Origin of the sequence: Sorangium aterium (genome assembly GCF_028368935.1) — a bacterium.
Classification (GTDB): Bacteria; Myxococcota_A; Polyangia; order Polyangiales; family Polyangiaceae; genus Sorangium; species Sorangium atrum.
The window spans coordinates 1,472,957-1,496,768 of record NZ_JAQNDK010000001.1 but is presented as its reverse complement, the minus strand read 5'-3'; the positions used below and the strand labels follow the sequence as shown (position 1 = coordinate 1,496,768).

Here is a 23,812-nt window from a genome sequence, read left to right as displayed (position 1 = left end):
TTTTTTACCCATGGAGAGGCGGCGCGAACCCTTGCCCCCGAGCGCGCATCTGGTCGATGCTGCCGCGGGCACTCGCCCTTCGCGGCGCGCGCGTGAGCGGCACGTCTCGATAGCTCTGCCGGCGACCGGGAATGTGGAAATTCTCCAGAACAGAGCTCAGAAAGGATCCTGCGATGGACCCCACTCGGCAGCATGATCGCCGCGCATGGCGAACCGCAGCGCTGTTCCTCTTCGTCGTCGGGCTGTGCGCCTGCCGTGGAGACAAGAGCCCGCCTGCCCGCGAGAACCGCCCTGGCGCCGCTGCCACGACGGCGGCCGCGGTGTCGGAGGCGCCGGGCGAGAAGGCGATTAAGGCGCAGCCCCCCGCCGTACCGAACGCCGCCGAGGCGAAGCGATACGCCGGCAGCAAGCTCAAGTATTACAGCGAGCCGGTGGGCGTGGGCGCCGAGCTCGACAGGGTGATGATCCAGCAGTTCCAGAAGGACACCGGCATCGAGGTGACGATCATCCCCCGTCCCAAGGACGCGACCGAGACCTACTCCGTCTACCAGCGCCTCTTCCAGGCGCAGTCCGGGGACATCGACGTCATGATGCTGGACGTCATCTGGCCCGGCGCCTTCGCGCCGAACCTCGTCGATCTGAGCGAGAAGCTCGGCGAGGCGGCAAAGCAGCACATCGAGAGCATCGTCCAGAACAACACGGTCGACGGCAAGCTCGTGGCGATGCCGTGGTTCACCGACTTCGGGCTGCTCTACTACCGCACCGATCTCCTGGAGAAGTACGGGTATCAGAAGCCGCCGGAGACGTGGGACGAGCTGGAGCAGATGGCGAAGAAGATCCAGGACGGCGAGCGGGCGGCGAGCCCGAACTTCCTCGGCTTCGTCTGGCAGGGCAAGGCCTACGAGGGGCTGACCTGCAACGCGCTGGAGTGGATCGCGTCCCACGGCGGCGGCGCGATCATCCAGGAGGGCAAGATCACCGTGAACAACCCGGAAGCCCAGAAGGCGCTCGCGCGCGCCAGGGGCTGGGTGGGCTCGATCTCCTCCGCCGGCGTGACGAGCTACGAGGAGGAGGACGCGCGCAACGCGTTCCAGGGCGGCAACGCCGCCTTCATGCGCAACTGGCCTTATGCCTACGCGGCGGGTAACGCCGAGCGGTCGCCGATCAAGGGCAAGTTCGCGGCGGGCCCGCTGCCGCACGAGCCCGGACAGAAGAGCGCGGGCACCATCGGCGGATGGCAGCTCGCGGTGTCGAAGTTCTCGCCGAACAAGGACGCGGCGATCGAGCTCGTCCGCTACATGACGAGCCCCGAGGCGCAGCGGTTCCGCGCGACCTCGGGCTCCTTCCTCCCGACGATCCGATCGGTGCAGCAGGACCCCGAGGTGGTGAAGTCGCTGCCCTTCCTGGCGAGCGCGAAGGACATCGCGCTCGTGCCGCGCCCCTCGAACAGCACCGGCGCCCGGTACAACGAGGCGTCGATCGCCTTCTTCCAGGGGGTGAGCCAGGTCCTGCAGGGCAAGGATCCGAAGGAGGCGCTCGGGCAGGTGGAGCAGCGGCTCACGCGCGCGCTTCGCTGACGCCGCGCGCCGCGCGCCGCACGCCGCCCTCGCGCGCCTCGCCCAGCGTTGGCGAGGCGCGCTGCGCGCAGCGCCCGGCGTGGCCCACGAGATCTCCCGGCCAGACCACCTCGCGAGAACGGACATCCCATGAGCATGCCGGCGAACCCAGCGGCCACGAGCGCGGCGGCCCCTCCAGACCACCCATCGCTCGACGCGCGGCGACAGCGGCGCGCCTGGCTGTTCCTCCTGCCGACGCTCGCGGTCGTCGCGTTCATCGCCCTCTACCCGCTCGCCCAGACGTTCTACCTGAGCTTCACGAACGCGCGCCTCGGCACCGGGGAGCCGGCGAGCATCATCGGCGCGCAGAACTACGTCGATCTCGTGCAGGACAGCTACTTCCTCGACGCGGTCCTGCTCACGGTCCTCTTCACGGTCGTCACCGTGCTCGGCGAGCTCGCCCTCGGGCTCGGCGTCGCGCTCGTCGTCAACTCCCGCTTCAAGGGCCGCTCGGCGGTGCGCGCGGCCATGCTCATCCCCTGGGCCATACCGACCGTCATCTCGGCCCAGATGTGGAAGTGGATGTACAACGACGTCTACGGCGTCTTCAACGACCTGCTCGTCAACCAGCTCGGCGTGCTGGACCGCAACGTCGCCTTCGTCGCCGATCCTGCGGTGTCGTTCTGGGCCGTGGCGCTCATCGACGTCTGGAAGACGACGCCGTTCATGGCGCTCCTCCTCCTCGCCGGGCTGCAGCTCATCCCGCACGATCTCTACGAGGCCGCGCGGGTCGACGGCGCGACGGCGCTCCAGCAGTTCACCCGGATCACGCTGCCGCTCCTCAGGCCCTCGATGCTGGTCGCGCTCATCTTCCGCACGCTCGACGCGCTCCGGGTGTTCGACGTCTTCTTCGTCATGTTCGGCAACCGGCCGGACATGCAGACCATGGCCACCTACGCCCAGCAGACCCTCGTCAGCGTCTCGAACATCGGCTACGGCTCGGCGATCTCCGTCGCGCTCTTCCTCATCATCGCGGTGTTCATCATGATCTATCTCGCGGTGTTCCGCGCCGAGGAGGCATGAGATGAGCGGCGCTCCGCGAAGGGCAGCGCGGCGGCGCTCGCCGGGACAGGGCGCCTTGCGGGCCCTGTTCTACGTGCTCGTCGCCGCGGTCCTCGTGTTCACCGTCTTCCCGTTCGTCTGGGCGTTCGTCTCCTCCATCAAGCCCGACGACGAGCTCTTCACGACCCCGGTCCGCTACTGGCCCGGCCGCGCGACGCTCGACAACTACCGCCTCGTGCTGGCGAACGGCGAGTTCCAGACGGCGCTCCTGAACAGCGTGATCGTCGCCGTCTCGGTCACCGCGGTGTCGCTCGCCGTGGGCTCGCTGGCCGCCTACGCGCTGGGGAGGTTCCGCTTCCGCGGGCGCAGCCTCGTGCTGTACGTGGTCCTGGGGATGACCATCTTTCCGCAGATCGCCGTCCTCGGCGCGCTGTTCGAGATGATCAACTTCTTCAAGCTGTACAACCAGCTCACCGCGCTGATCCTGACATACCTGATCTTTACGCTCCCCTTCACGGTGTGGGTGCTCACCGGCTTCATGAAGGCGATCCCGCGCGAGATCGAGGAGGCGGCCTATGTCGACGGCGCGACGCACTGGCAGGTGTTCACCCGGGTCATGCTGCCGCTCGCGGTCCCCGGGATGGCGACGACGGGCATCCTCGCCTTCATCGCCGCATGGAACGAGTTCCTGTTCGCGCTCTCCTTCACCCAGACGCCGGACAAGCGCACCGTGACCTACGCGATCCAGGCGTTCTCGACGACGAGCAGCGGGCTCTACGAGATCCCCTGGGGGCAGACCATGGCGGCCTCCATCGTCGTGACCGTGCCGCTCGTGGTGCTGACGCTGGTCTTCCAGCGGCGCATCCTCGCGGGGCTCACGGCGGGCGCGGTGAAGGGCTGAAGGCGCGCCGGCGCGGTCGGCGGCTCAGGCGCGCCCCCAGGGGAAGCGGAGCCAGCGAGGCCCGTAGGCGGCGCCGAGGTCGCGCAGCCCCGAGAGCAGCACGCCGGCGGCCATGAGCGGCAGGATCACGCGGAGCGAGAGCGGCGCGTCCCAGCGGGAAAAGCCCGTGGGGGCATGCGCCCAGCGCCAGATCTCGGGGACGAGGTGGGCGAGCGCGCCGCCGTAAATGATGCCCATCACGGCGTGCATCACCCGCTCTCCCGGGTACACGCCGCCGAGCGGCCTCCGGACCGTGTCCTCGACGACGAAATCGCGGAGCGTGATCGCGATCTCCGCGAGGAGCAGCGCCGCGAGCGCCCACGCGGCGAGCCCCTCCCAGCGCACGAACGGCAAGGAGGCGAAGAGCGCCGCGTACAGGAGATCGCGCGCGCCGTGAAGGACGAGCTCGGGCGCGGTGCCCGGCACGCCGCCGGGCAGGCGCGCCCGCCACTCGTGGTAATAGAGCGTGTCGAAGGCGCCGAGCGCGCCCTGCACGGCGAGGAGCACGAGCGCCGTGATCATGCGCGGGGCTCCGGCGCGCGGGGCTCCGGCGCTGACAGCGCGGTCGACGCCGGCGTGGATCCGCCGGCGCGAGCAGGGGGCGCCTCGGCGCCCGCCTCGTAGGCCACGCGCCCCTCGTACGCGACGAGCAGCCCGGCGACCGGCGCGAAGATCCGCACGTCGACGTGGACCTCGTCTCGGAGGGGCCCGGCCCGCCCCTCGACCCGCGGGGCGAGCCACCGGGGCAGCGGGAGCCCGAGGCGGCGGAGCCCGAGCGTCGACCGCACCTGCTCGAACACGAGCGCGCCGCCCTCGGCGCGGAGCCGGAACCAGCACTGGACGAGGCCGAGCCCCTCCACCAGCAGATCACCCGAGCGCCACTGCGAGGAGAAGAGCGGGCGAGCACCGAAGGTGCGGAGCCACCGCTCCCCGTCGCCCGCCGGCTCGACGGCGAGCGTCACGGCCACGTCCTCGGCCGCCTCCGGCATGCGCAGGAGGCCGGCGACCAGGCGCGCCGCGAGCCCCCGGCCGCGCCGCACGCGGAAGCGGCCGCGAGCGCGCGCGCCGCCCGCGTGGAGACGCTGGACCGGCGGCGCGAGCGCAGCCCACGCGGCGCCGAGGAGGGCAGGGTAGAGAGCCGGCGCCGGAGCACCCCGCGCCGCGCCAGCGCAGGGCGCGCGAGCTCCCGTGGGTCGACTGTCCGGCTCCCCGGCGGAGCCGGGCATCAGGCGTCCTCTGGCAGCATCTCTCGCGGCATCGCAGGGCTCCTCGGGGCGACGGCCGCGTCGGCGAGATCGCGGATCTTGACGATGATCGCGTCGTCGGCGTCGCTCCGCGCCTCCTCGCAGTACGACCGGATCTGCCACAGCAGCTTGCGGGTGCGCCGCAGCTCGAAGACGAGCCATCGGGTCTCCGGCTTCACCTCGTGGGGGTGGCGCTCCAGCTCGACCTCGATCTCGCGGATGCGCTCCTCGATCTGCTCTCCGGTCGGGAGGATGCGGCCGTTCCCTTGGCAGTCCTTGCACAGATAGGGGCCGGAGTCCGTGTTGATCTCGCCTTCGCCATAACAGCTCGCACACGTCACCAGCTCGTAGGAGTTCATGCGGCGCACTCTATCCGATCCTGCGCCGTGCTCGCGACCGGCGTCGCCGTCGTCGCGTCGGTCGCGCGTCGCGCCACAGGCGGCGTCGTGCTCTCCGGCATGGCAGGCGGTGACGCCTCCGGCATGGAACGCGCGCCGTCGCGACCGGCGTCGCCCGAAGGCGCAGGGGGCGCGGTCGTCCGGCGCTCTCACCCTCTCGCAGCGATTTCGCCCAAGCCCACGGAGCTCTGCGCGTCCTAATTCCGCTTGCGCCGTTCCTTGCGTTAATGGGAGGCATCCTGTGACCTGCCCTCATCCCTCGCGTCGGGGCGCGCTTTGCGTCCTGGCCGTGTGCGCCTTTTCCCTTGTTTGGCCGAGCGTCGTCGTGGCCGCCCCGCTCCCGCGGCTCGCGGTCCAGCGGGCGCCCTCTGCGGCCGACTGCCCGGATGCGCCCTCGCTCGCCATCGCGGTCGAACGCGTGATGGAGAGGCGGGCTCTCGACCCCGTGAGCACCTCCGGCGCTCCCGCTGGCGTCGGCGTTCCTCCCGGCGATACGCCGGCGCACGCGGGAGGCGTTCCTCCCGGCGATACGCCGGCGCACGCGGGCGGCGTTCCTCCCGGCGATACGCCGGCGCACGCGGGCGGCGTTCCTCCCGGTGACGCACCGGCAAATGCGGGCGGCGCCCTCGCGAGCGCGGACGGGGCGGCCGAGCTCGAGGTCCGCTTTCTCCGCGATGGCGCCACCTACACCGCCGTCCTTCAGGCAGGTGGTCGCACCCGGCAGCTCTCGTCCGAGGTAGGGGCGTCCTGCGGCGAGCTCGTCGAGGCGGTGGCGCTGACCATCGCCATCCTGCTCGACAGCGATCCGCCCGCGCCGGCTCCTGTCGCGCCTGCGCCGGCCCCGGCCCCTGTCGCGCCCGCGGCGGCTCCTGCTCCTGTCGTGCCCGCGCCGCCGCGTCCTCCGCCACGGGCGGCGCGCGGGGACGTCTCGATGGAGCTCGGCGCCGCGCAGACCGTGGGCATGCTGGATCCCTTCCGGGCGGCCGCGATGGCCGAGGTCTCCCTGCGGCGCCGCGCGTGGTCCGCAGGCGTCGGCGCTGTGTGGCTGCCTCCCCAGGACACCGAGCTCGCGCCGGGCGTCGTCTCCCTCGGGCTCGTCGCCGCCACGGCGCGCGGCTGCGCGACGATCGCCGGCGGCCTCGACGGCCTCCGGCTCTCGGCCTGCGCGGCGGCGGTGCTGGGCGCCGTCTACGGCTCAGGCAAGGGGTTCGCCCCGGATCGCGAGGCCTCCGCGCCCTGGTTCGCCCTCGGCGGCTCGGCCGTCGCAGAAGGAACCCTCCTCGGCTCCAGCGCGCTGGGCTGGTCCGCGCGCGCGACGCTCCTCGCGCCGGTCGCGCGGGCGCGCTTCACGGTCGAGCGCCGCGCGGGCGGCGAGGCCGGCGCGCCTCTGGCGCAGGACGTGGCGCTCGACCCCTCCCCGGTGGGGCTGCTCGTCGGCCTGAGCGCCCGCGTGTCGATTTTCTGATGGCGAACCACGGGACCCACCACGGAGGCGATGGGCATGGCGAGAAGCGGCAGGACAGGATGACCTTCGGAGAGGTCTATGCGCAGCACTTCCGGTTCGTGTGGCGCTCGCTGCGACGCCTCGGCGTGCCCGAGAGCGACGTCGCCGACGCGGTCCAGGACGTGTTCTTGGTCGTCCATCGGCGGTTGTCCGAATTCGAGGGTCGGTCGAAGATTACGACCTGGCTCTACAGCATCTGCTTTCACGCCGCCCGTGACCGGCGCAAGCTCGCGCATATGAGGCGGCGCGCTCACGACGACGAGCCGCTGCTCGACTGCGCCGATGACCGGGCCGACGTCGGCGCGGAGGCGGAGCGGCGGCAGGCGATCACGCTGCTCGAGGCGATCCTCGACGAGCTGCCGCTCGAGCAGCGCGCCGTGTTCACGCTCTTCGAGCTCGACGGCATGGGCGGCGAGGAGGTCGCCGAGCTGCTCGACGTCCCGCTGGGGACCGTCTACTCGCGCCTCCGCCTCGCCCGCGATGCGTTTCGCCGCGCCGTCGCGCGCCTGAAGGCGCGCGACGAGTTCCACGTGGGCGGGGCCCGGGTCACCACGCGATCGCAGCCCGTATTGAAGGCGGCGGCCGCCGAGCGCGCGCCGGCGCCCGAGGGGCATCCCTCGGTCGTCCTTCCGCTGCCGGAGGTGGAGCGGCAACCCGTCTGGAAGCGCGCGGGAGGGGAGCGATGAGCGATCCGGTGCGCTGGCTCGACGCCGAGGCGAACGCGCTCGAGATGGAGCGCGAGCTCCTGCGCGCAGCTCCCTCGGCGGACCCGCCCGACGGGGCGCAGGAGCGGGTGTGGGCCGCGATGGCCGCGCAGATCGGCCTCGCCGGAGCCGCCGTGATCGGAGGGGCTCAAGGCGCCGCGGGAGGGGCGCTCCCGGCGAGCGCGGGGGGCGCGGCGAGCGCGGGCGGTGCGGCGAGCGCGGCCGCGGGCGCTGGCGAGATCGCCGCGGCGGTGTCCGCGGGCAAGGTGGTGTCCGCTGCGGCGGGCGCCGGCGCTTCCGGCGCTGCGGCCACCGGCGGCGTGGCCGCAGCGGCGGGCGCTGCGGGTATCGTGAAGGCGATGCTGTTCGGCGCCGCCTGCGGGGGCCTGATTGTCGCCGGCTATGTCGTCGTGGCCCCGTCGAGCGAGGCGCCGCCGGCTCGGATCGTCGAGGCCGCAGAGGTCGTCGCGGCGCCGGCATCCGGGCCAGTTTCTCTGCTGGAGAGGCGTGGGCCTGCCGCGCAGGCCGAGCCGCCGCCTGTCGAGCCGCCGCGGCCTGTCGAGCTGGCGCCGCCTGCCGAGCCGCCGCCGCATGTCGAGGCGCCGCTGCGATCGAGGCCGCTTCCGCCGGCCGAGGCACCACTGCCGGACAGGTCACCCGCGCGGACCGGCCTCCGCGCGGCCGCGACGCCCGCGAGCCCGGGCGCGTCGCTATCGGAGCGCGCCGCGAGCGCGTCGCCCGCGGCCGGGGCGGACGTCCTCGAAGCGGCGCCCGTGCCGGAGGCGACGGGCGCTGCGGTCGGCGCGGAGAGCGCGTCCAGCCCGGCGCTGCGGGAGAGCCGGCTGCGCGAGGAGCTGACGCTCCTCGGCGACGCGCGCGCGGCGCTCCGGCGCGGCGATGCCGCCGGCGCGCTGAGGATCGCAGAGCAGGCGCGGCTCCGCTTCCCCGGCGGCGCGCTGGCGCAGGAGCGCGAGGCGCTCACCATCGAGGCGCTCTGGCAGAGCGGCGATCGCGCGTCGGCCGCGCAGCGCGCGTCGGCGTTCCTCCTCGCCTATCCGTCGAGCCCGCACGTCCCCCGTCTCCGCTCCTTCACCCCCTAGCGCGGGGCAGGGTGAGGGATAGGCGTTAACCAAGCGTCGCATTCTCCTACATTCGAACGTTTACGTGGTCGTGGTCGTGGTCGTGGTCGTAAACGTGGTCGTGGTCGTGGTCGTGGTCGTGGTCGTAAACGATAGGCCGTGAACGACCACGACCACGACCACGACCACGACCACGTAAACGTTCACGTAAACGTTCACGTAAACGTTCACGTTCACGTTCACGTAAACGTTCACGTTGGTGGCCGAGGGGGGAGCGGGCAGGCTTCGTGCCGTGAGCGTGACCGAACGAGCTTGGTTAACGCCCATGGGCGGTGGGAAGGGGGCTGTCCGCGTCGTTTTGGGGCCAGGTGGTTTTTTTGAAATGGGAAGCGGGGCGGGCGTCCCTTCACGTTCGGTCACTGCCGGTGTTGGACGGCGCGTCACGGCACCGCGCAAGGAGGAATTATGTCTTCGAGGCTATCAAGAGCACTGTCTCCCTTTTTCGTCCTGAGCGCCGTCTCGCTCGTCGCATGTAAAGTCGATGTCTCCCTCGGCGGACCCGGCTCCAGCTCCACCACCAGCACGGGGATCGGCGGCAGCGACGGTACCGGCGGCAGCGATGGTACCGGGGTGGGCGGGGGCGACTCCAGCACGGGCACAGGCGGCTGGGTTCCGCCGCAGTTCACGCCGGACAAGGTCGATCTCCTCTTCGTGGTCGACAACTCCGGCTCGATGTCGGACAAGCAGCAACTGATGCGCCTGGTGCTCGCCGACTTCGTCGACGGCATGACCAACCCATTCTGCGTCGATCCGACGGGCGCTGCTCCCCCCTTCCAGCCCCCGAGCGGGTTGAGCGCATGCCCCGCTGGCACATTGCGCGTGCGCACCCCAGTGCAGGACATGCACATCGGTGTTATCAGCAGCAGCCTCGGCGGCCACGGGTCGGCCGCCTGTCAGGGGACGACCTCCGCTTCGAACGTCGACATGGCCCACCTCCTCGCGCGCTCCAATGAGGCGTCGACCGAGAACGACCTGCCGACCTACCAGGACAAGGGCTTCCTCGTGTGGGACCCGACCGGAAGCCGCGTCCCCGCGGGAGACTCCGATCCGGTGGCGCTCGCCGAGAAGCTCAGCGACATCGTGCAAGGGGTCGGGCAATCCGGGTGCGGCTTCGAGGCGCCGCTGGAGAGCTTCTATCGCTTCCTCGTCGATCCCGAGCCGTATGCGACGATCGGCGTGTCGTCGCCGAGCGAGGACATTGCAGTGGCCGGGCTCGACACGACGCTCTTGGCGCAGCGGAAGGCGTTCCTCCGGCCGGACTCGCTCTTGCTCATCGTGATGCTCTCCGACGAGAACGACTGCTCGATCAAGGAGGAAGGCAAGAACTACCTCGTCGCCGAGACGGGACCGGGCTTCAGGTTGTGGCGGCCGCGGAGCGAGTGCGCCACCGACCCGAACCATCCGTGCTGCACGTCCTGCGCACAGCAGCAGGACGGTTGCCCCGCGGATCCGGCCTGCACCGGCCCCGATGGCAACCCCGCCAGGCTCACCGCGGCGGAAGACCCGGTGAACCTCCGGTGCTGGGACCAGAAGCGCCGCTTCGGGATCGACTTCCTCTACCCGATCGAGCGGTACACCCGGGCGCTCACGGAGCGCATGGTGGTATCGAGGAGCGGAGAGCTCGTGCCGAACCCGATCTTCTCGGATCTGGACCCGAGCGATGACAACACCCGGACCCGAGGGCCGCAGCACGTCGTGTTCACCGGCATCGTCGGCGTGCCTTGGCAGGACCTCGCGCGCCAGAATGCGCTCGGCGAGCCCGATCTCCGGGGCGGCCTGAACCAGCTCGGCCAGGCGGTCGGCGGGCTCAAGAGCGCCGCCGAGCTCCTCGACCCGCCGTACGCCACGACGTTCAGCAGCACGTGGGATGTCTTCCTCGGCGATCCAGCGAACCACGTCGCGGCCGGGGATCCGTTCATGATCGAGTCGACGGCGCCCCGCTCGGGCGCGAACCCGATCACCGGTGACGCGACCATCCACCCGAGCTCCGCGGGCTGGAACGCGATCAACGGCCGCGAATATACGATCCCAGCGGGCAGCACTGGAGATCTCCAGTACGCCTGCATCTTCCCCCTCGCCGATGAGCGCATCTGCGAAGGTACGGCCCAGTCGTGTGATTGCAGGCCGATCGCCGGCGCGCCCAGCGACAGCCCGCTGTGCAAGCCCGAAGGCACGAACGACCTGGCGGATCCCGGGGCGCGGTCCACGACGCAGGACCACGCCAAGGCCTACCCCGGCCTCCGCGAGCTGCAGCTGATCCGGAGCCTCGGGGAGCGCGGGGTCGCAGGCTCGATCTGCCCGGCGCAGCTGGCCGACACCTCAGCGCCCGACTACGGCTATCGGCCGGTCATGAACGCCGTGCTCGACCGGCTCTCCACCGCCCTCTGACGCCCTCTGACGCGTCGACGCCCCCATCGACGCGGCCCGCCCAGGGGCGGCGCGCGGAATGCATAGAATGCATACGAATGCATACGAATGCATACGCCGCCCCTGGGCTCGCGGAGGAGACGACCTCCACCCGCGCCCGCAGATCCTCCCGTCAAGCCGTTGGCACAACCGCGACACAGCAAGACACCGCGATCGCGGTGCCCGCGACGAGGATCGCGCGCTCCGCCCGAATTGCGTCCGCCCCCCGTGGCACCGAAGGTGCTTCAATGCGGCGTTCGGACAAACGCAACGCGGAGGTTCTGATGCGCCACAAAGGGCTGGCTCTCTTGCTGATCGTGATCGGGCTCGTGGGCTGCGACAGGAACGACGGCGGCGACACCGGTGAATCGGTGGATCCGTCCGAATCAGAAACGTGCGGCGGCTTCCTCGGGACCAGCTGTCCCGACGGGCTCACCTGCGTCGACGACCCGAGCGACGACTGCGACCCCGAGCACGGCGGGGCGGACTGCCCCGGCGTCTGCGTCGAGGAGCCGCCGACGACGATGTGCGGGGGATTCGCGGGTTTCCCGTGCCCCGACGGGCTCGAGTGCGTCGATGATCCGAGCGACGACTGCGACCCGAAGCATGGCGGGGCGGACTGCGGCGGCATCTGCGTGGAACCGACGCCCAAGCCGCCGTTTTGCGGGGGGTTCGCTGGGTTCGCGTGCCCCGAGGGGCTCGAGTGCATCGACGATCCGAGCGACGACTGCGACCCGAATCGCGGCGGGGCGGACTGCGGCGGCATCTGCGTGGTGCCCGAGCCCCGGCCTCCCGCGTGCGGCGGCATCACGGCGCGCCAGTGCCCCAAGGGGCTCACCTGCATCGACGATCCGGGCGACGACTGCAGCCCGCCGATCGGCGCAGACTGCGGCGGCATCTGCGTCGCGCGCTGAGCCGGCGCGCAGCCGCTGCCGAAGGGGATGCGCCGCCCTGACGAACGAGCGCGCCCGCAGCGCGACGGCGCTCAGTAACGGTGCTTCCAGAGCAGGTCGAGGCTCGTCGCCGGGTTCGCGCCGGTGGCCATCGCCGCCCGCACGGACCAGTCCCGGCGGAAGCGCCACTCGAGGCTCACCTCGGTGCGCGCCTGCGCGCCGGTGTTGCCGCCCCCGGACCCTGGCCCCTGTCCTTGCCCCGTCGGCCCCGCCTCGTAGCTCGCGCTCGCCGTCACCTGCTGCCCGAGCTGGTAGCCAACGGTCGTCTTCAGCGCGCCTTCTTCGGTCGTGCCCAGCTTCGTCTCGAAGTTCCGGAGCGGACCGATGCTCTGGAGGATCATGTTGAGCTGCGCGGACGCGAGCCCCGTCCCTACGCTGGCCGCGACCCCGCCGGCGGCGCTGCCGCTGCCCGACGCGGGCTGCCCGGCGGACGTGCCGCCCGCCAGCGTCCCCTCCGCGAACTCCCTGCCGAGCAGGAGCTCGGCGATCACCTCGTTCTCCGGGCGCGGCGGCTCCGAACGGAAGGTGATCTTGTCCTCGGTGATGGGGTTGAGCTGCCCCACATAGTCGATGAAGATGCGCGTCCCCTCCGGCGTGTCGTGGTACGCCCTCACGTTCAGGAACGGATTCGACGGATCCCCCTGCAGGGCGACCACGCCAGGCTCGATCTCGAACTCCTTGCCGAGCACCTCGAGCCTGCCCGACACGATGTTCACGTTGCCCCGGATCTCGGTCTCTCCCGCGATCTTGATGCGGAGCGGGTGCGCCCGATCCCCCGACAGCGAGGCCTGCACCATGTCGCCCTCGACGCCGATCCTGCCCAGGTGGACCTCCATGGCGATCGGCGTGCCGCCCGCGCTCTCCTTCGCCTGCTCCGGCGGCTCGGCCGGCGCTCGCCGCGCCTCGTAGTCCTTCTGGCTGAGCGGCGCCGACGTCGTGATGTCCGGGTTCTCGCCGAGCGGCTGCACGCTCCGCCCGATCGTGGGCGGCAGCGTCAGATCGAGCGAGGGCACGTCGACGCGGACGGCGATCTCCTCGGCCCGCTTCTCCGCCGCGAGCTCCACCCGGCCGCGCACCTCGCCCATCGGGACGCCCTCCAGCGCGATCGGGAGGGCCCGGCCCCTCGGGATGGAGAGCTCGGCGCGGGCGTGCCGGAACGCGAACCCTTCCATCTGGAGGGTCGCGTTCCCGCGGACCTGGCCGTTGCCTGCGTCGGCGCGGAGGTCGTCGATGCGGAGCTCGCCGGAGGGGCTCGCGGCGACGCGGAACGAGGCGTTCTCGAACGGCTGGCCGATCGTGGCCACCTGGACGACGCCGCCCTCGAGGCGCATCTCGCCGGAGAAGCCCGCCTGCGCGCCGAGCCCGAGCCGCACCTCGCCGTCGAGCGTGCCGTCGAGCCGGTTCACCGAGCCCTGCACGAACGGCTCCAGCGCCCTCAGGCGGAAGCGATCGACCGCGAGCGACACCGAGGCGTTCCGATCGTCGGTGAGCGTCGGGATCGCGTTCGCATCCCACACCATGGGCGCCTGGGCCTTGGCCTCGAGCCGGCCGCCGTCGCGCCCCGCGAGCCGCACGCTGGCCACGGCCGCGGTGCGCCCTGCGCCGCCCGGCGGCGCGATGTCGAGCGACGCCTCGGCGGTCTCGTACCGCGCGTCGGGGCCGAGCGTGAGGCCCGGGAACTGAAGGTGCGCCCTGACCTCGGGCGCGGCCTCGAACAGCCCGCGCACGGAGATCTCGCCGCGCGCCTCGCCGCCGATCTGCATGTCGGCGAGGACGGGGACCTCCGCGAGCGGCAGATCGGCGATCTTCGCCTCGAGGCTGCCGTTGCTGAAGCGCCGAGCAGAAGGGGCCCCGCCGAGGAAGGCGGCGGCGTCCGCGCCCAGCTTCGCCTTCGCCCTCAGGTAGGTGATCGGCCCGCGGAACGCGTAGGCGTCGAGCGCGGCGTCGCGCCCGTCATAGACCAGCAGCGTGTCGACCCAGAGCTTGCCGAGCAGCGAGGGGCCGGTCGTGCCGCTCACGTTCGCGGCCGTCGCGCGGGCCACGACCCGGGGCTCGGCGAGCTTCCCCGCGAAGTACACGTCGAGCCCCGCGGAGCCGGAGAGCACCGGCGTCCGCTTCCCGAAGGCGGCCAGCTCGGTGAGATCGTTGAGCCGGCGGCGCGGCACGCGCAGGTGCGCCGCGATCGCTGTCCGCGGGAGCGCCGCCGCCGGATCGGCGAGGAGCGCCGGCAGATCCGCGTCGAGCGCGGCCGAGAGCTCCGCCACGAGCTGACGATCGAACACCGACAGCGTGACGTGGGCGTCGCCGGTCTTCGCGTCGAGATCCCCCGCGAGCCGCGCGTCGAGCTTCCTCGACACCCACGCCGGCGCGCCCGTCTGCTCGTCGATCGGCCCCGCCGCGCGCAGGCCCTCCGTGCGGACAAGGAGGTCCCGCACCGACGGGAGCCGCTCTCCCGCCTCGCGCGCGACCGCGAGGCGCGCGGTGAGCCGGCCCGCGAGCTCGCTCAGCGCGAGCGGGACCGGCGACGCCTGCGCCAGGCACCCGAGCTGCCACGCGTCGGCGTCCATGCGGGCCGAGCCGGTGACGGTCTGCCAGGTGCGCGCCGAGAGCAGCGGCCCGCGCAGCCTCGCCGCGTTCCCGTCGACCAGCACGCGCGCGATGGCGCCGTGGCACACCGGCGGGGGCGGCGGCTTCTGCTGCGGCGCCGTGTCGAAGGCCGTGGTCCACGCCTCGTCGGGCGTCGCGCCCGGGCGCTGGGCCTCCCGCGCCTGCGCCGGCGGCGGCTCGGGCGGCGCGAGCAGCCGGACCAGGCCGTCCGCCTTCAGCGCCTCCCCGTCGAGGCGCGCCGTCACGTTCATCGAGAGCCGCGCGCCACGCCCGGGACCGAGCCGTCCTCGAGCTCGATCTGGACGCGCCCCGCGCGGCGCGCCCCCCGGCCGTGCACCGACACGTCGAGGTTGGCGAGGCCTCCTATGCCGAGCGGCGCCCCGGTGATGTCGGCGATGCGCGCGAGGTCGAGCGCGGTGCCGCGGAGGTCGCCCTCGATCTCGTCCCCGGCGAGCGAGAGGCTCCCCTCGAGCTCCCCCACGCCGTCGCCGCGCAGCGCGAGCCCGCGGAGGGCGATCCCGCGGTCCCACGCGACGCGGGCGGCCTGCGCGGTCACCTCGTCCTCCCCGCGCGCCACCTCCACGCGGAGCTGCCGCGCCTCGCTCCGCGGCAGATCGAGGTGGGCCGAGGCCATGATCCGGCGCTCCGCGCTGGCCAGCGACACGCGGACGTGCGGCGCCGTGACGGGCCCCGCGGCGCTCGCCGCCACGCTGCGGAACGCGTACTGCTGGGCGCGGAGGTCCGCTCCGCGGAACGCGCCGCCGATCGTGAGCTTGTCGAGGGGCCCCGTGGCCTTGGCCCGGACCTCGCCGCGCCCGAGCTGCAGATCGGACCCGACGCGGAGCCCGGCGACGCGCACGGTCGCCTTGGCGTCGAGCGCGTCGTCCCTGAGCGCGCCCTCGACGTGGAGCGCGGCGCTGCCGTGGATGCCGCGCGGGACGCGCTGCACCGCGCTGAGCGACGGGATCTCGCTCTGCGCCTCGAACTGGAGCACCCCCTCCTTCGAGCGGGCGACGCTCGCCTCGATGGGCGCGCCGGGCTCGTGGATCGTCGCCGCGGCCCGCAGCGCGCCGCGCTCGAGGGTCGCGCGCGCTTCTGTCGCCGGCACGCGCTGCCCCGCGACGAGGAACGGCTCCGTCCTGGCCTCGGCGATGACGCGCGGCCCGCCCTCCTCGTCGAGGTGGATCTCCCCTCGGGCCTCCGCGCTCACCCGCGCGGCGGGCGCCGTTCCGACGAAGGCGCGCGGGTCGAGCTCGGCGATCCGCACCTCGGCCGTGATGCGCTTCGGATCCAGCGCGTCCAGCCGGGCGTGGGCGGTGACCTCACCGGTCACGGCGTCGCCTGCGACGAGCGGATCGAGGACGGCGACGTGCGCCGTGACGGCCAGGTCCGAGAGCGCTCCGTCGGCCGTCACCAGCACCGAGAGCGGCCGGGCGAGCGGCGCGCTCGGATCGATCGCGAGGGCTGCCTCGGGCGTCACGCGCGCGGACGAGACCCGCGCCGTGAGGCGCTCGTCCTTCAGGGTCCCCTCGGCCGTGAGCGGGATCGCCCCGACGCTCCCTTCGAGCTTCGCGGTGAGCTCCATCGGCGCGTCCGCCGGCACGCTGACGCTCCCGGAGATGCTCGTCGCCTCGACCGGGACCGGCAACAGGCGCCGCTCGGTGATGCGCACGCGCTCGAGCGCGTACCGGCTCCGGTCCGCGACGACGACGCCGCCGGCGAGGTCCTCGATCGTCGCGTCGATGGGGCTCCCTGGCGCGACGGTGCCGTGGACCGCCGCGCGATCGAGCACGACGCGCGACAGCTCGAGGCGGAGCGGCCGCGCAGGCTCGGCGGGCGGCTCCTCCGGCGGCTCCGACGGCGTCGGCGTGAACGCCTCGGCCAGGGTGAGCGCGCCTTGCTCGTCCTGCTCGAGCAGCACGTCCGCGTCCGCCACCCGGACGAGCGGGATCGTGACGGCGAGGTCGCCGTCGCCGAGGAGGAGCTCCGTCGCGATCGACAGCGCGTTGAAGTCCGCGTGGACGCCGCTGACGCGCAGGAGCTCGGTTCCGTTCGGGTGGCTCACCGTCACCCTGGAGACGTCGGCGGTGAAGAGGCCGAGGCGGTCGATGTGCTCGATCTCGATCCGTCCCTCGAGGCTGGATCGCAGGGTGTCGTTGATGAGCTGCCTTGTCAGGTTGCGGGTCGACGAGGCGTTCAGGTGAACGACCGCGCCGACCGCCACCGCCGTGACAAAGACGGCGCCCAGGCCGATCACGCTGGCTGACACCGCGGCCGCGCGGGCCAGCGCCCGGCGGAAGCGGCCTTGACGGCGCGGGGCGCCGGCGCCGGGCGCGGGAGGGAGGGCGGGAGTCTCTGGCATATCGCCTATGGACCGCTCCGAGCGCGCGGGAAATCGTGGCCGGGGACCTCGTGAGGCGGCGGCGCCGGGATCTCCTGCGTGTGCGCGGGCGCTGGCACCTCGGGCTGGTGCCTCGTCCCCGGCTCCCCTCCGGGCTGCGCCGTCCCCGGGAGCTGGATCTCGCGGTCCGGCGACGCGCGGCCGGGCGAGCCTGGCGAATCGGGGGTCGCCGGCGATTCGCCGGGGGGGCTCGCCGCCGGCGGCGGCACGCCGGGCTTCCAGGGTTCACCGTTCGGCGCGATGTTCGGCGCGCCGTTCAACGTGCTGTCCAACGCGCTGTCCAACGTACCGTTCCTCTCACCATTCCGCGGTTGCGAAGCGTTCTTCATGGCCTCCACCCTGTCTCCGGATCATGCCGGCATGCGGCGCCCGAGCGCGAGCGAGATCACCGCGAGCACCAAGAACGCGACGAACAGGATCTTCGCGATCGACGCGGCGCTGGCGGCGATCCCGCCGAAGCCGAAGATTGCAGCGATGATCGCGATGATGAAGAAGGTGACAGTCCAGCCGAGCATGATGTCCTCCAAAGGGGTTTCAGGGGTCGATCCGTTGTCTTCGTGGAGACGACCTCAACGTGGTTCCTGATGGCGGCTGTTCGCCGCGGTTCCTTGCTGTTCCCTGGTGTTGGAGCATTGCAGCCCCCGTGCCGACCGGCGGCAGAGGCTGTCGGCCGGCGCGTTCTCGGCGACGCGAGGCGGGTAGCGTCGAGATCGGCCCCAGCCGCTTCCGTCCGGGCGCGTGTGCGGCGCCTCGCGCCTGGGGCAAGATGCCACGATCGTGACAGGGTGGATCTGCGCGTACGCTCTGCGCGTACGCTCTGCGCGTACGCTCTGCACGTACGCTCTCCGCGTACGCGGAGCGCGGAACGCGGGCGTCGGGCGAGCGCGCGCCCGCGCCGCGCTCCGTGCCGACCGCGCCTGCACGGAGCCTCCACGCGGACGCCCTGCAACTTCCCGGAACGGGCGACTCCGGACGGGCTATAAGGGCCCAGCCATGCCGAAATCGAAGGTCGCTGTGATCCGCACGTCGCCTGCGACGGTGCTCTCGGACTACCACCGGCTGATGAACCTGGCCGGTTACCAGGATGTGGTCGCCAAGGACGCCGACACGGCGCTCAAGGTGAACATCTCCTGGCACTTCTTCTACCCGAGCTCATCCACGACGCCCTGGCAGCTCGAGGGGGTCATCCGGGCGATGACGCAGGACGGGTACTCGAAGGACCTGATCCACGCCTGCCACAACCGCACGGTCGTCATCGACGCCCACCTCGGCGAGCGCGAGAACAAGCAGATCGACGTCGTGCAGGCGCACGGCCTGCGCAACGTCCACCTCTACGAAGGGGAGGAGTGGATCCCGATCGGGGACGCGGTCGGCGATCTGCGGAAGAAGTTCCTCTGTCTGAACGAGGTGTACCCGAAGGGGTTCTCGATCCCGAAGCGCTTCATCGGGGAGAACATCATCCACCTGCCGACGGTGAAGACCCACATCTTCACGACGACGACGGGCGCGATGAAGAACGCGTTCGGCGGCCTCCTGAACGAGCACCGGCACTGGACGCACCCGGTGATCCACGAGACGCTCGTGGATCTCCTGATGATCCAGAAGAAGATCCACCGCGGGGTCTTCGCGGTGATGGACGGGACGTTCGCGGGCGACGGCCCTGGGCCGCGCTGCATGGTGCCGCACGTGAAGAACGTGCTGCTCGCATCCTCGGACCAGGTGGCGATCGACGCCGTGGCGGCGAAGCTGATGGGGTTCGATCCGCTGCGCGATCTCAAGTTCGTGCGGCTGGCGCACGATCTCGGCCTCGGGACGGGCGACGTGCGCGACATCGAGCTCGTGGGCGACGTGGACGCGGCGAACGAGCAGTGGAACTTCGATGGACCGTTCAAGGAGATGACGTTCGCCTCGCGCAACCAGCACCGCATCTACTGGGGTCCCCTGAAGAAGCCGATCGAGTGGTCGCTCAAGACGTGGCTCGCCCCCTGGGCTTACGTGGCGTCGGTCACGTATCACGACATGTTCTGGTATCCGCGCTACGCGAAGGAGAAGATGGCCCCCGTGCTGGAGAGCCCGTGGGGACGCCTGTTCGCGAACTGGGGCAAGGTGCAGCCCGACGCGGAGGGGCGGGGCTACCCGGAGGTCGGCGAGGCGAGCCACGAGCTCGTCCGGAGCGGGGTGAAGCACTTCCTGGAGGGCATGCGCCTCGTGGGGATGGCGGTCGCGGAGTCCCCGGAGATCATGGTCCGCAAGCGGGCGCGCGCGCAGGCGGCCAGCGGGGGCGGGGCGGCGGCGGTGTAGGAGGCGGGGAGGCCCCTCCGCCGGGAGCGGTCGCGGGCGCGGTGATGGGCGTCTGCGAGCCGGCCCAGGCGGGAGCCTGCCTGCGCGCGGAGAGGGGAACCCCGTGCGCCCTCGGACGGGGTACGCTTGGCTATGGTTCGCGCGAACAGGAGGTCCGCCCGGTGACCAGCGTCGAACAAATTTTCCAGGCCATCCAGGGCCTGCCGGTCCAGGAGCGGCTCCGGCTCATCGAGCGTGTGGTCCATGAGCTCGCGGATGGATCCGCGAGCGAGGGCTTGCCGCGTGAAGCCGAGGCAGCACCCTCCCTGATCGGGCTCTTCGCCGATGACCCCGAGGCCGTCGATGCCATGATGGAGGTCGTCCAGGAGAATCGTCGCTCTTCCAGGCTGCGTGACGTGGAGGAAGAGGATGAGCAGGGCCCTCCTTGACACGGACATTCTGTCCGAGATCACCAAGGCCAGGAGCCCGGCTGTCGTGGAGCGCGCGCGCTCGTACATCGCCGCCTACGGCCGCTTCACGTTCTCCGTCGTCTCGGTCATGGAGGTCGTCGCTGGCTACTCGCAGCAGCGGGCCGACCAGAAGGCGCGGCGGTTCCTGGAAATGGCACACCGGAGCGAGGTCTTGCTCTTCGATGCGACCGCGGCCGAGCTCGCTGGTCGCATCCTGGCCGATCTACGGATGGCCGGCACGCCGATCGGTGTACCGGATACGATGATCGCCGCGACGGCAATTCATCATGGGTTGCCCCTCGTGACAGGCAACACGTCCGATTACAGCCGTGTTCAATCAGCCGGCTACCCGCTGGTTCTGGAGAACTGGAGAGAGCCGGTATGACTTTATCGTCGGGGATCATGGGCTCGGCCGTTCTGGCACCCCAGCAGCGCCCGGACGTACCCGCGCATACGATGGCCCGCACCCGTCGGGCTGAGCATCGAGCGGAGCCGCTCAATCGCCCGTGGGCCGAGCGAAGACCTTGAGGTAGAGCTCGTCCACTGCCAGGTCGCAGCCGATCGACGCGATCTGGAGTCGCTCGCCCGGGCCGAGCACACGGAGCAGCCAGGTTCCATCCGGCTGGCGGCGGAAGTGCTCGACCTCCACCTGCTTCTGGGACAGCAGGACGTAATCGGCGATCGATGGAATCCCCCGATACAGGGCGAATTTGCCGCCGCGGTCGTAGCTCTCCGAGGAGTCGGAGAGCACCTCGAAGACGGCTGTGGGGTTGAGCAGGGTGTCGCGGTGTTCGTCCTCGAACAGGGGCTGGCCGCAGACGACCGAGGCGTCCGGGTAGACGTAGCGGCCGATCGTCACGTTCTTGATCCGCAGGTCGGACGCGTGCGCCTCACAGGGACGCGCTCTCAGCGAACTGCGAAGCTCACCCACCACATTGGCAGCGATGAGGCTGTGCTCGCGCGTGCCGCCCGACATCGCGAACACCTCACCGCCAGCGTACTCGTGCTTCACCTCGGAGGAGCGCTCGAGCGCGAGGTACTCCTCCTGGGACAGCTTCGCCTGGGGCGCCTTCTGGGCCATTGGCCCGATCCTACCATGCCCTTCCGAGAGCAGGCCGCCGGCGGGAGCGGGGCGGCGGCGGTAGGGCGCGGGGTGGGCGGCCCCAGGAGCGCTGCCTGCGACCCGCCGCGCCGGTCAGCCGATGCCGCCGCCCCAGCCCGAGCCGTCCGCTCGATAACATGCGTAGTAGTAGCCGATCTGTCCGGGTGCCCCCTGCTCCCTGTAGTTCGTCGTCAGGTAGTACGTCATCGCCCAGCCCCATCGGCCGAGCGAGTACGAGTAGCCGTAGGACCAGCTGCCGCTGGTCGACTGCACGTAGAACTTCGAGACGCCGTTGTACGGACCGGTGTACATCGTGCCGAGCGTCGCCCCGCCGGGCTGGTCGCGGAGCGTGAGGGACTCGGCGCAGGCGGCGTTCACCGCGCCGTTCGTCACCGCCTGCTCGGCGACGGAGGTCTGCTCGTCGACCTCCGCGTCGTCTCCCAGCTCCGACGAGGAGTCTGCATCGACGACGCACCCCGTCAGCGCGAACACCGAACCCAGGATTGCGAATGCATTGAAACTTTTCATTCTATGATGCCTTTGAATTCCACCGCGTGACGACCCGCACGCGGCTTCCCCAAGCAAGCGCGCCGAAGGCGCATGTCCTATCGACTCCCGGAGCCCCTCCTGTGCTTCGCTGACTCAGGGGCTCGAGGGCGACGGACCTCCAACAGTGGAACTTAACCGATCGTGAAGGCTCGTGGGAAGCCTATTCGATTCATCGCTGATTCGTCGATTCGACGATTCGTCGATTCGACGATTCGTCGATTCGTCGCATGTGCGACGATAGGTCGCATTACCTCACGTCGGGCGACAGCGCCGCCGCGGCGCGCGGCCAGGCAATGGGCCCGTGCGCTGTCAGCGGATTCATGCCTCGATGCGCAACGGCGTGCCATCGCGTGATGCGTCGATCGCCGCTCCTGTTCGGGCCGAGGCTCAGCGTGCCGCGCTGGTCGCGTGCGACGGCCGTCGCCCCGACGTCACGGCCGGCGCGGCGCCCGCGACGAACCTGACGCGCACGGGCTTCGGCCGGAGCGGCGGCAACGACCGGGCGAGCCGCTCGTAGGCGTCGCGCCCCACGCGCCGCTCCTCGTGGACGAGCGTCGCCCAGATCTCCGCCTCGCGCGCCTCCGCGTGCTCGGCGGCGCGCGGATCGAAGCGCAGCCCGCGCTCGATGGCGCTGGCTCCGGGGATGCTCTCGTCGGGGCGGCGCGCCGCGCGATCGCGGAAGACGCCGGGGCCGAAGCGGTCGTACTGGAGGATCGTGTGCGCGGTCGACACGGCGCCGGCCCAGGGATAGCTGCGCAGTGTCCAGCCGCGCGACAGGTCGGAGAGCCGCGCGTCGACGTCGGCGCGCTCGGCGTCGGTCTTCCACGGCTCCCGCGGGACGAAGAACAGGCCGAGCCCGAGCTCGTCGCCCTCGAGCGCGAACACCTCGTCGATCCCGAAGCGCTCCGGGGTCTGCGCGACGAGCGCGCCGTGCGTCAGCCCGAACTCGCCGACGATGTAGACCGCGAGCGCCTCCCGCCGCGCGCGCAGGAAGTCGAGCGTCTCGACGGCCTCGGCGTGCGTCTCGGTGGGGAAGTCCGTGAAGCACATCGCCTCGGCGGCCACGCCCGCGGACGCGAGGTGGTCGATGACGTCGGAGACGACCTCGACGGGCGCGCCCTTGTCGATGAGGCCGAGGACGCGCGGCGACGCCGACTCGACGCCGAGCGCGCACGCGACGGCGCCCGCGCGGCGCAGCACGTCCGCGCGCTCCCTGGTGAGGTACTTCTCCGGCTTGAGGTCGGTGGCCCACCGCACGTCGAGGCCCGCGTCGAGGATCGCCTGCGCCATCTTCACGAGCGTCTTCGGCGCGACCGAGTCCTGCGACAGGTAGAAGTGGCGTGTGCCGTGCCGCGCGGCGAGGGCCCCGAGGTGCGCCACGATCGTCTCGACGGCGCGCTCGCGGTACGCCGCCGTGCCGACCTCCGCGAGCCCGTAATGGCAGAAGGTGCATTTGCCCCAGTAGCAGCCCCGCGTCGGGTCGTACGGGAGCACGAGCGCCGGCGCGAGGTACGCCTCCAGGGGGAGCCCATCGAAGTCGGGCGGGGGGAGCGCTTTCAGGTCCTCCATGCCGTGGCCGGACGTCCAGCGCGCGCCCATCAGGCGATCGCGCACGACGACGTTGGGCACGTCCCGGAGCGGCCGGCCCTCGTCGAGCGCGCGCGCGAGCGCGAGGAGGGTGTGCTCGCCCTCGAACAGGCACGCCGAGTCGAACGGGCCGAGCGCGCGCGCGAGCCGCTCGCCCGACAGCCGGAGGAGCAGCTGCGTGACGCCGGGGCCGCCGCACGTGACGTGCGCGCCGGGCAGCGCCTCCTTGATCTTGCGCGCGAACGCGTACGCGGGCTGGAGCTGACCCGGGAAGCACACGGAGAGACCCACGATGTCGGCGCGCGCGTCGCGGAGCCGGGGCACGAGCGTCTGCTGCACCCAGGCGTCGAAGGGGTCGTGCTCCGGCCGGCTCGACCGGGCGATCTCGTCCATCGACGTGAGGCCGAACGGCGTGCGGTATGCCGTGAAGTCGAGCTTGAGCGGGTGGTGCGTGGCGGACACGACGCCGAGCGCCGCCTCGATCGTCGCGACCGCGCGGGCGTAGGCGTCCGGATCGTAGAAGGCGTCAGGGGAGCGGAGCGTGGCCTTGGCGAGGTCCACCGCATCCGGGACGGCGTGCGCGTCGCCGCGCGCGCGGGCGAGGGCGACGTACTCGAGCTGGTCTGTGTGCGGGAGCGCGGGGCGACGGTCGAGCTCGCCGAGGCGCGCCTCGAGGCGGTCGCGGAGGTCGGCCATGCGCTGCGGCGTGAGGAGCGCGTCGAAGGCCTCGATGTTCGCGTCGACGGGCAGGACCTCCACGCCGTTCGCGCGGAGGAAGCCTGTCAGCATCGGCACCGCGAGGTACGGGGCCGTGGGATCGCAGGTCGGCGGATAAACGAGCGCGATGCGCATTCGGGCGCCGCTCTAGCACAGGGCGGGAGGGGTGTCCGGCCCGTGCGGCCGGCCCCGC

22 protein-coding genes are annotated in these 23,812 nt (G+C 71.7%); 11 read left to right on the top strand and 11 right to left on the bottom strand.

From position 1 onward, the window contains the following. Nucleotides 1-173: 173 nt before the first annotated feature. The 3 genes from POL72_RS05520 (at nt 174) to POL72_RS05510 (ending at nt 3,519) form a co-directional block, all read left to right on the top strand. The gene (locus POL72_RS05520; protein WP_272093960.1) at nt 174-1,577 is read left to right on the top strand and encodes an ABC transporter substrate-binding protein; all 1,404 of its coding nucleotides are present in this window, start codon (nt 174-176) and stop codon (nt 1,575-1,577) included. Between the two features lie 129 nt (nt 1,578-1,706). Further along, nucleotides 1,707-2,639, top strand: a complete 933-nt coding sequence (locus tag POL72_RS05515; RefSeq protein ID WP_272093959.1) for a carbohydrate ABC transporter permease — start codon at nt 1,707-1,709, stop codon at nt 2,637-2,639. A gap of 1 nt (nt 2,640) precedes the next feature. Next, nucleotides 2,641-3,519, top strand: a complete 879-nt coding sequence (locus POL72_RS05510) for a carbohydrate ABC transporter permease (protein ID WP_272093958.1) — start codon at nt 2,641-2,643, stop codon at nt 3,517-3,519. 24 nt (nt 3,520-3,543) lie between these two features. Here the strand turns inward: POL72_RS05510 and POL72_RS05505 are convergent, their stop codons facing one another. The 3 genes from POL72_RS05505 to POL72_RS05495 are packed head-to-tail and all read right to left on the bottom strand — an operon-like array spanning nt 3,544 to nt 5,161. Further along, on the bottom strand, nt 3,544-4,080 hold the full coding sequence (locus tag POL72_RS05505; protein ID WP_272093957.1) for a hypothetical protein: 537 nt from the start codon (nt 4,078-4,080) through the stop codon (nt 3,544-3,546). Further along, nucleotides 4,077-4,784 (bottom strand): DUF4166 domain-containing protein, encoded by a 708-nt coding sequence (locus POL72_RS05500; RefSeq protein ID WP_272093956.1) that lies wholly within the window; start codon nt 4,782-4,784, stop codon nt 4,077-4,079. Before POL72_RS05500 ends, POL72_RS05505 begins: the two co-directional genes overlap by 4 nt. Then, nucleotides 4,784-5,161 (bottom strand): hypothetical protein, encoded by a 378-nt coding sequence (locus tag POL72_RS05495; RefSeq protein WP_272093955.1) that lies wholly within the window; start codon nt 5,159-5,161, stop codon nt 4,784-4,786. The genes POL72_RS05500 and POL72_RS05495 overlap by 1 nt, the downstream gene beginning before the upstream one ends. A 364-nt stretch (nt 5,162-5,525) precedes the next feature. Here POL72_RS05495 and POL72_RS05490 point away from each other — a divergent pair, with 364 nt between their 5' ends. Genes POL72_RS05490 through POL72_RS05480 form a run of 3 tightly spaced genes read left to right on the top strand, consistent with a single transcriptional unit; the run spans nt 5,526 to nt 8,508 of the window. Then, a complete protein-coding gene (locus tag POL72_RS05490) occupies nt 5,526-6,665 on the top strand; it encodes a hypothetical protein (RefSeq protein ID WP_272093954.1) in 1,140 nt (379 codons plus the stop codon). Next, on the top strand, nt 6,665-7,390 hold the full coding sequence (locus tag POL72_RS05485) for an RNA polymerase sigma factor (protein ID WP_272093953.1): 726 nt from the start codon (nt 6,665-6,667) through the stop codon (nt 7,388-7,390). Before POL72_RS05490 ends, POL72_RS05485 begins: the two co-directional genes overlap by 1 nt. Continuing rightward, nucleotides 7,387-8,508, top strand: a complete 1,122-nt coding sequence (locus POL72_RS05480; protein ID WP_272093952.1) for an outer membrane protein assembly factor BamD — start codon at nt 7,387-7,389, stop codon at nt 8,506-8,508. The genes POL72_RS05485 and POL72_RS05480 overlap by 4 nt, the downstream gene beginning before the upstream one ends. A gap of 60 nt (nt 8,509-8,568) precedes the next feature. Here POL72_RS05480 and POL72_RS05475 read toward each other — a convergent pair whose 3' ends face one another. Beyond that, complete coding sequence (locus POL72_RS05475) at nt 8,569-8,742, bottom strand: hypothetical protein (protein WP_272093951.1); 174 nt, start codon at nt 8,740-8,742, stop codon at nt 8,569-8,571. A gap of 210 nt (nt 8,743-8,952) precedes the next feature. On the opposite strand from POL72_RS05475, the gene POL72_RS05470 reads away from it, so the two are divergent. After that, nucleotides 8,953-10,935, top strand: a complete 1,983-nt coding sequence (locus POL72_RS05470; RefSeq protein WP_272093950.1) for a hypothetical protein — start codon at nt 8,953-8,955, stop codon at nt 10,933-10,935. 302 nt (nt 10,936-11,237) lie between these two features. Then, complete coding sequence (locus tag POL72_RS05465; protein WP_272093949.1) at nt 11,238-11,867, top strand: hypothetical protein; 630 nt, start codon at nt 11,238-11,240, stop codon at nt 11,865-11,867. Nucleotides 11,868-11,938: 71 nt separating this feature from the next. Here POL72_RS05465 and POL72_RS05460 read toward each other — a convergent pair whose 3' ends face one another. From POL72_RS05460 to POL72_RS05445, 4 genes are all read right to left on the bottom strand, one after another. Then, nucleotides 11,939-14,764, bottom strand: a complete 2,826-nt coding sequence (locus POL72_RS05460) for a translocation/assembly module TamB domain-containing protein (RefSeq protein WP_272093948.1) — start codon at nt 14,762-14,764, stop codon at nt 11,939-11,941. Next, nucleotides 14,761-16,875, bottom strand: coding sequence for a hypothetical protein (locus POL72_RS05455; RefSeq protein ID WP_272093947.1), 2,115 nt, complete (start codon nt 16,873-16,875; stop codon nt 14,761-14,763). The genes POL72_RS05460 and POL72_RS05455 overlap by 4 nt, the downstream gene beginning before the upstream one ends. Before the next feature lie 5 nt (nt 16,876-16,880). Then, nucleotides 16,881-17,198, bottom strand: a complete 318-nt coding sequence (locus POL72_RS05450) for a hypothetical protein (RefSeq protein ID WP_272093946.1) — start codon at nt 17,196-17,198, stop codon at nt 16,881-16,883. A 66-nt stretch (nt 17,199-17,264) separates the two neighbouring features. After that, nucleotides 17,265-17,429 (bottom strand): DUF1328 family protein, encoded by a 165-nt coding sequence (locus tag POL72_RS05445; protein ID WP_012237660.1) that lies wholly within the window; start codon nt 17,427-17,429, stop codon nt 17,265-17,267. 478 nt (nt 17,430-17,907) lie between these two features. Between POL72_RS05445 and POL72_RS05440 the strand changes: the two genes are divergently transcribed. The 3 genes from POL72_RS05440 (at nt 17,908) to POL72_RS05430 (ending at nt 20,049) form a co-directional block, all read left to right on the top strand. Continuing rightward, nucleotides 17,908-19,215 (top strand): DUF362 domain-containing protein, encoded by a 1,308-nt coding sequence (locus POL72_RS05440; RefSeq protein WP_272093945.1) that lies wholly within the window; start codon nt 17,908-17,910, stop codon nt 19,213-19,215. 161 nt (nt 19,216-19,376) lie between these two features. Then, nucleotides 19,377-19,643 (top strand): hypothetical protein, encoded by a 267-nt coding sequence (locus tag POL72_RS05435; RefSeq protein ID WP_272093944.1) that lies wholly within the window; start codon nt 19,377-19,379, stop codon nt 19,641-19,643. Continuing rightward, nucleotides 19,606-20,049 (top strand): type II toxin-antitoxin system VapC family toxin, encoded by a 444-nt coding sequence (locus POL72_RS05430; RefSeq protein WP_272093943.1) that lies wholly within the window; start codon nt 19,606-19,608, stop codon nt 20,047-20,049. The genes POL72_RS05435 and POL72_RS05430 overlap by 38 nt, the downstream gene beginning before the upstream one ends. Before the next feature lie 111 nt (nt 20,050-20,160). Here POL72_RS05430 and POL72_RS05425 read toward each other — a convergent pair whose 3' ends face one another. From POL72_RS05425 to POL72_RS05415, 3 genes are all read right to left on the bottom strand, one after another. Next, nucleotides 20,161-20,745: a Uma2 family endonuclease gene (locus tag POL72_RS05425; RefSeq protein ID WP_272093942.1), complete on the bottom strand. Its 585-nt coding sequence runs from the start codon at nt 20,743-20,745 to the stop codon at nt 20,161-20,163. Nucleotides 20,746-20,859: 114 nt separating this feature from the next. Continuing rightward, a complete protein-coding gene (locus tag POL72_RS05420) occupies nt 20,860-21,294 on the bottom strand; it encodes a hypothetical protein (RefSeq protein ID WP_272093941.1) in 435 nt (144 codons plus the stop codon). Between the two features lie 408 nt (nt 21,295-21,702). Continuing rightward, a complete protein-coding gene (locus tag POL72_RS05415) occupies nt 21,703-23,754 on the bottom strand; it encodes a B12-binding domain-containing radical SAM protein (protein WP_272093940.1) in 2,052 nt (683 codons plus the stop codon). Nucleotides 23,755-23,812 lie beyond the last annotated feature (58 nt).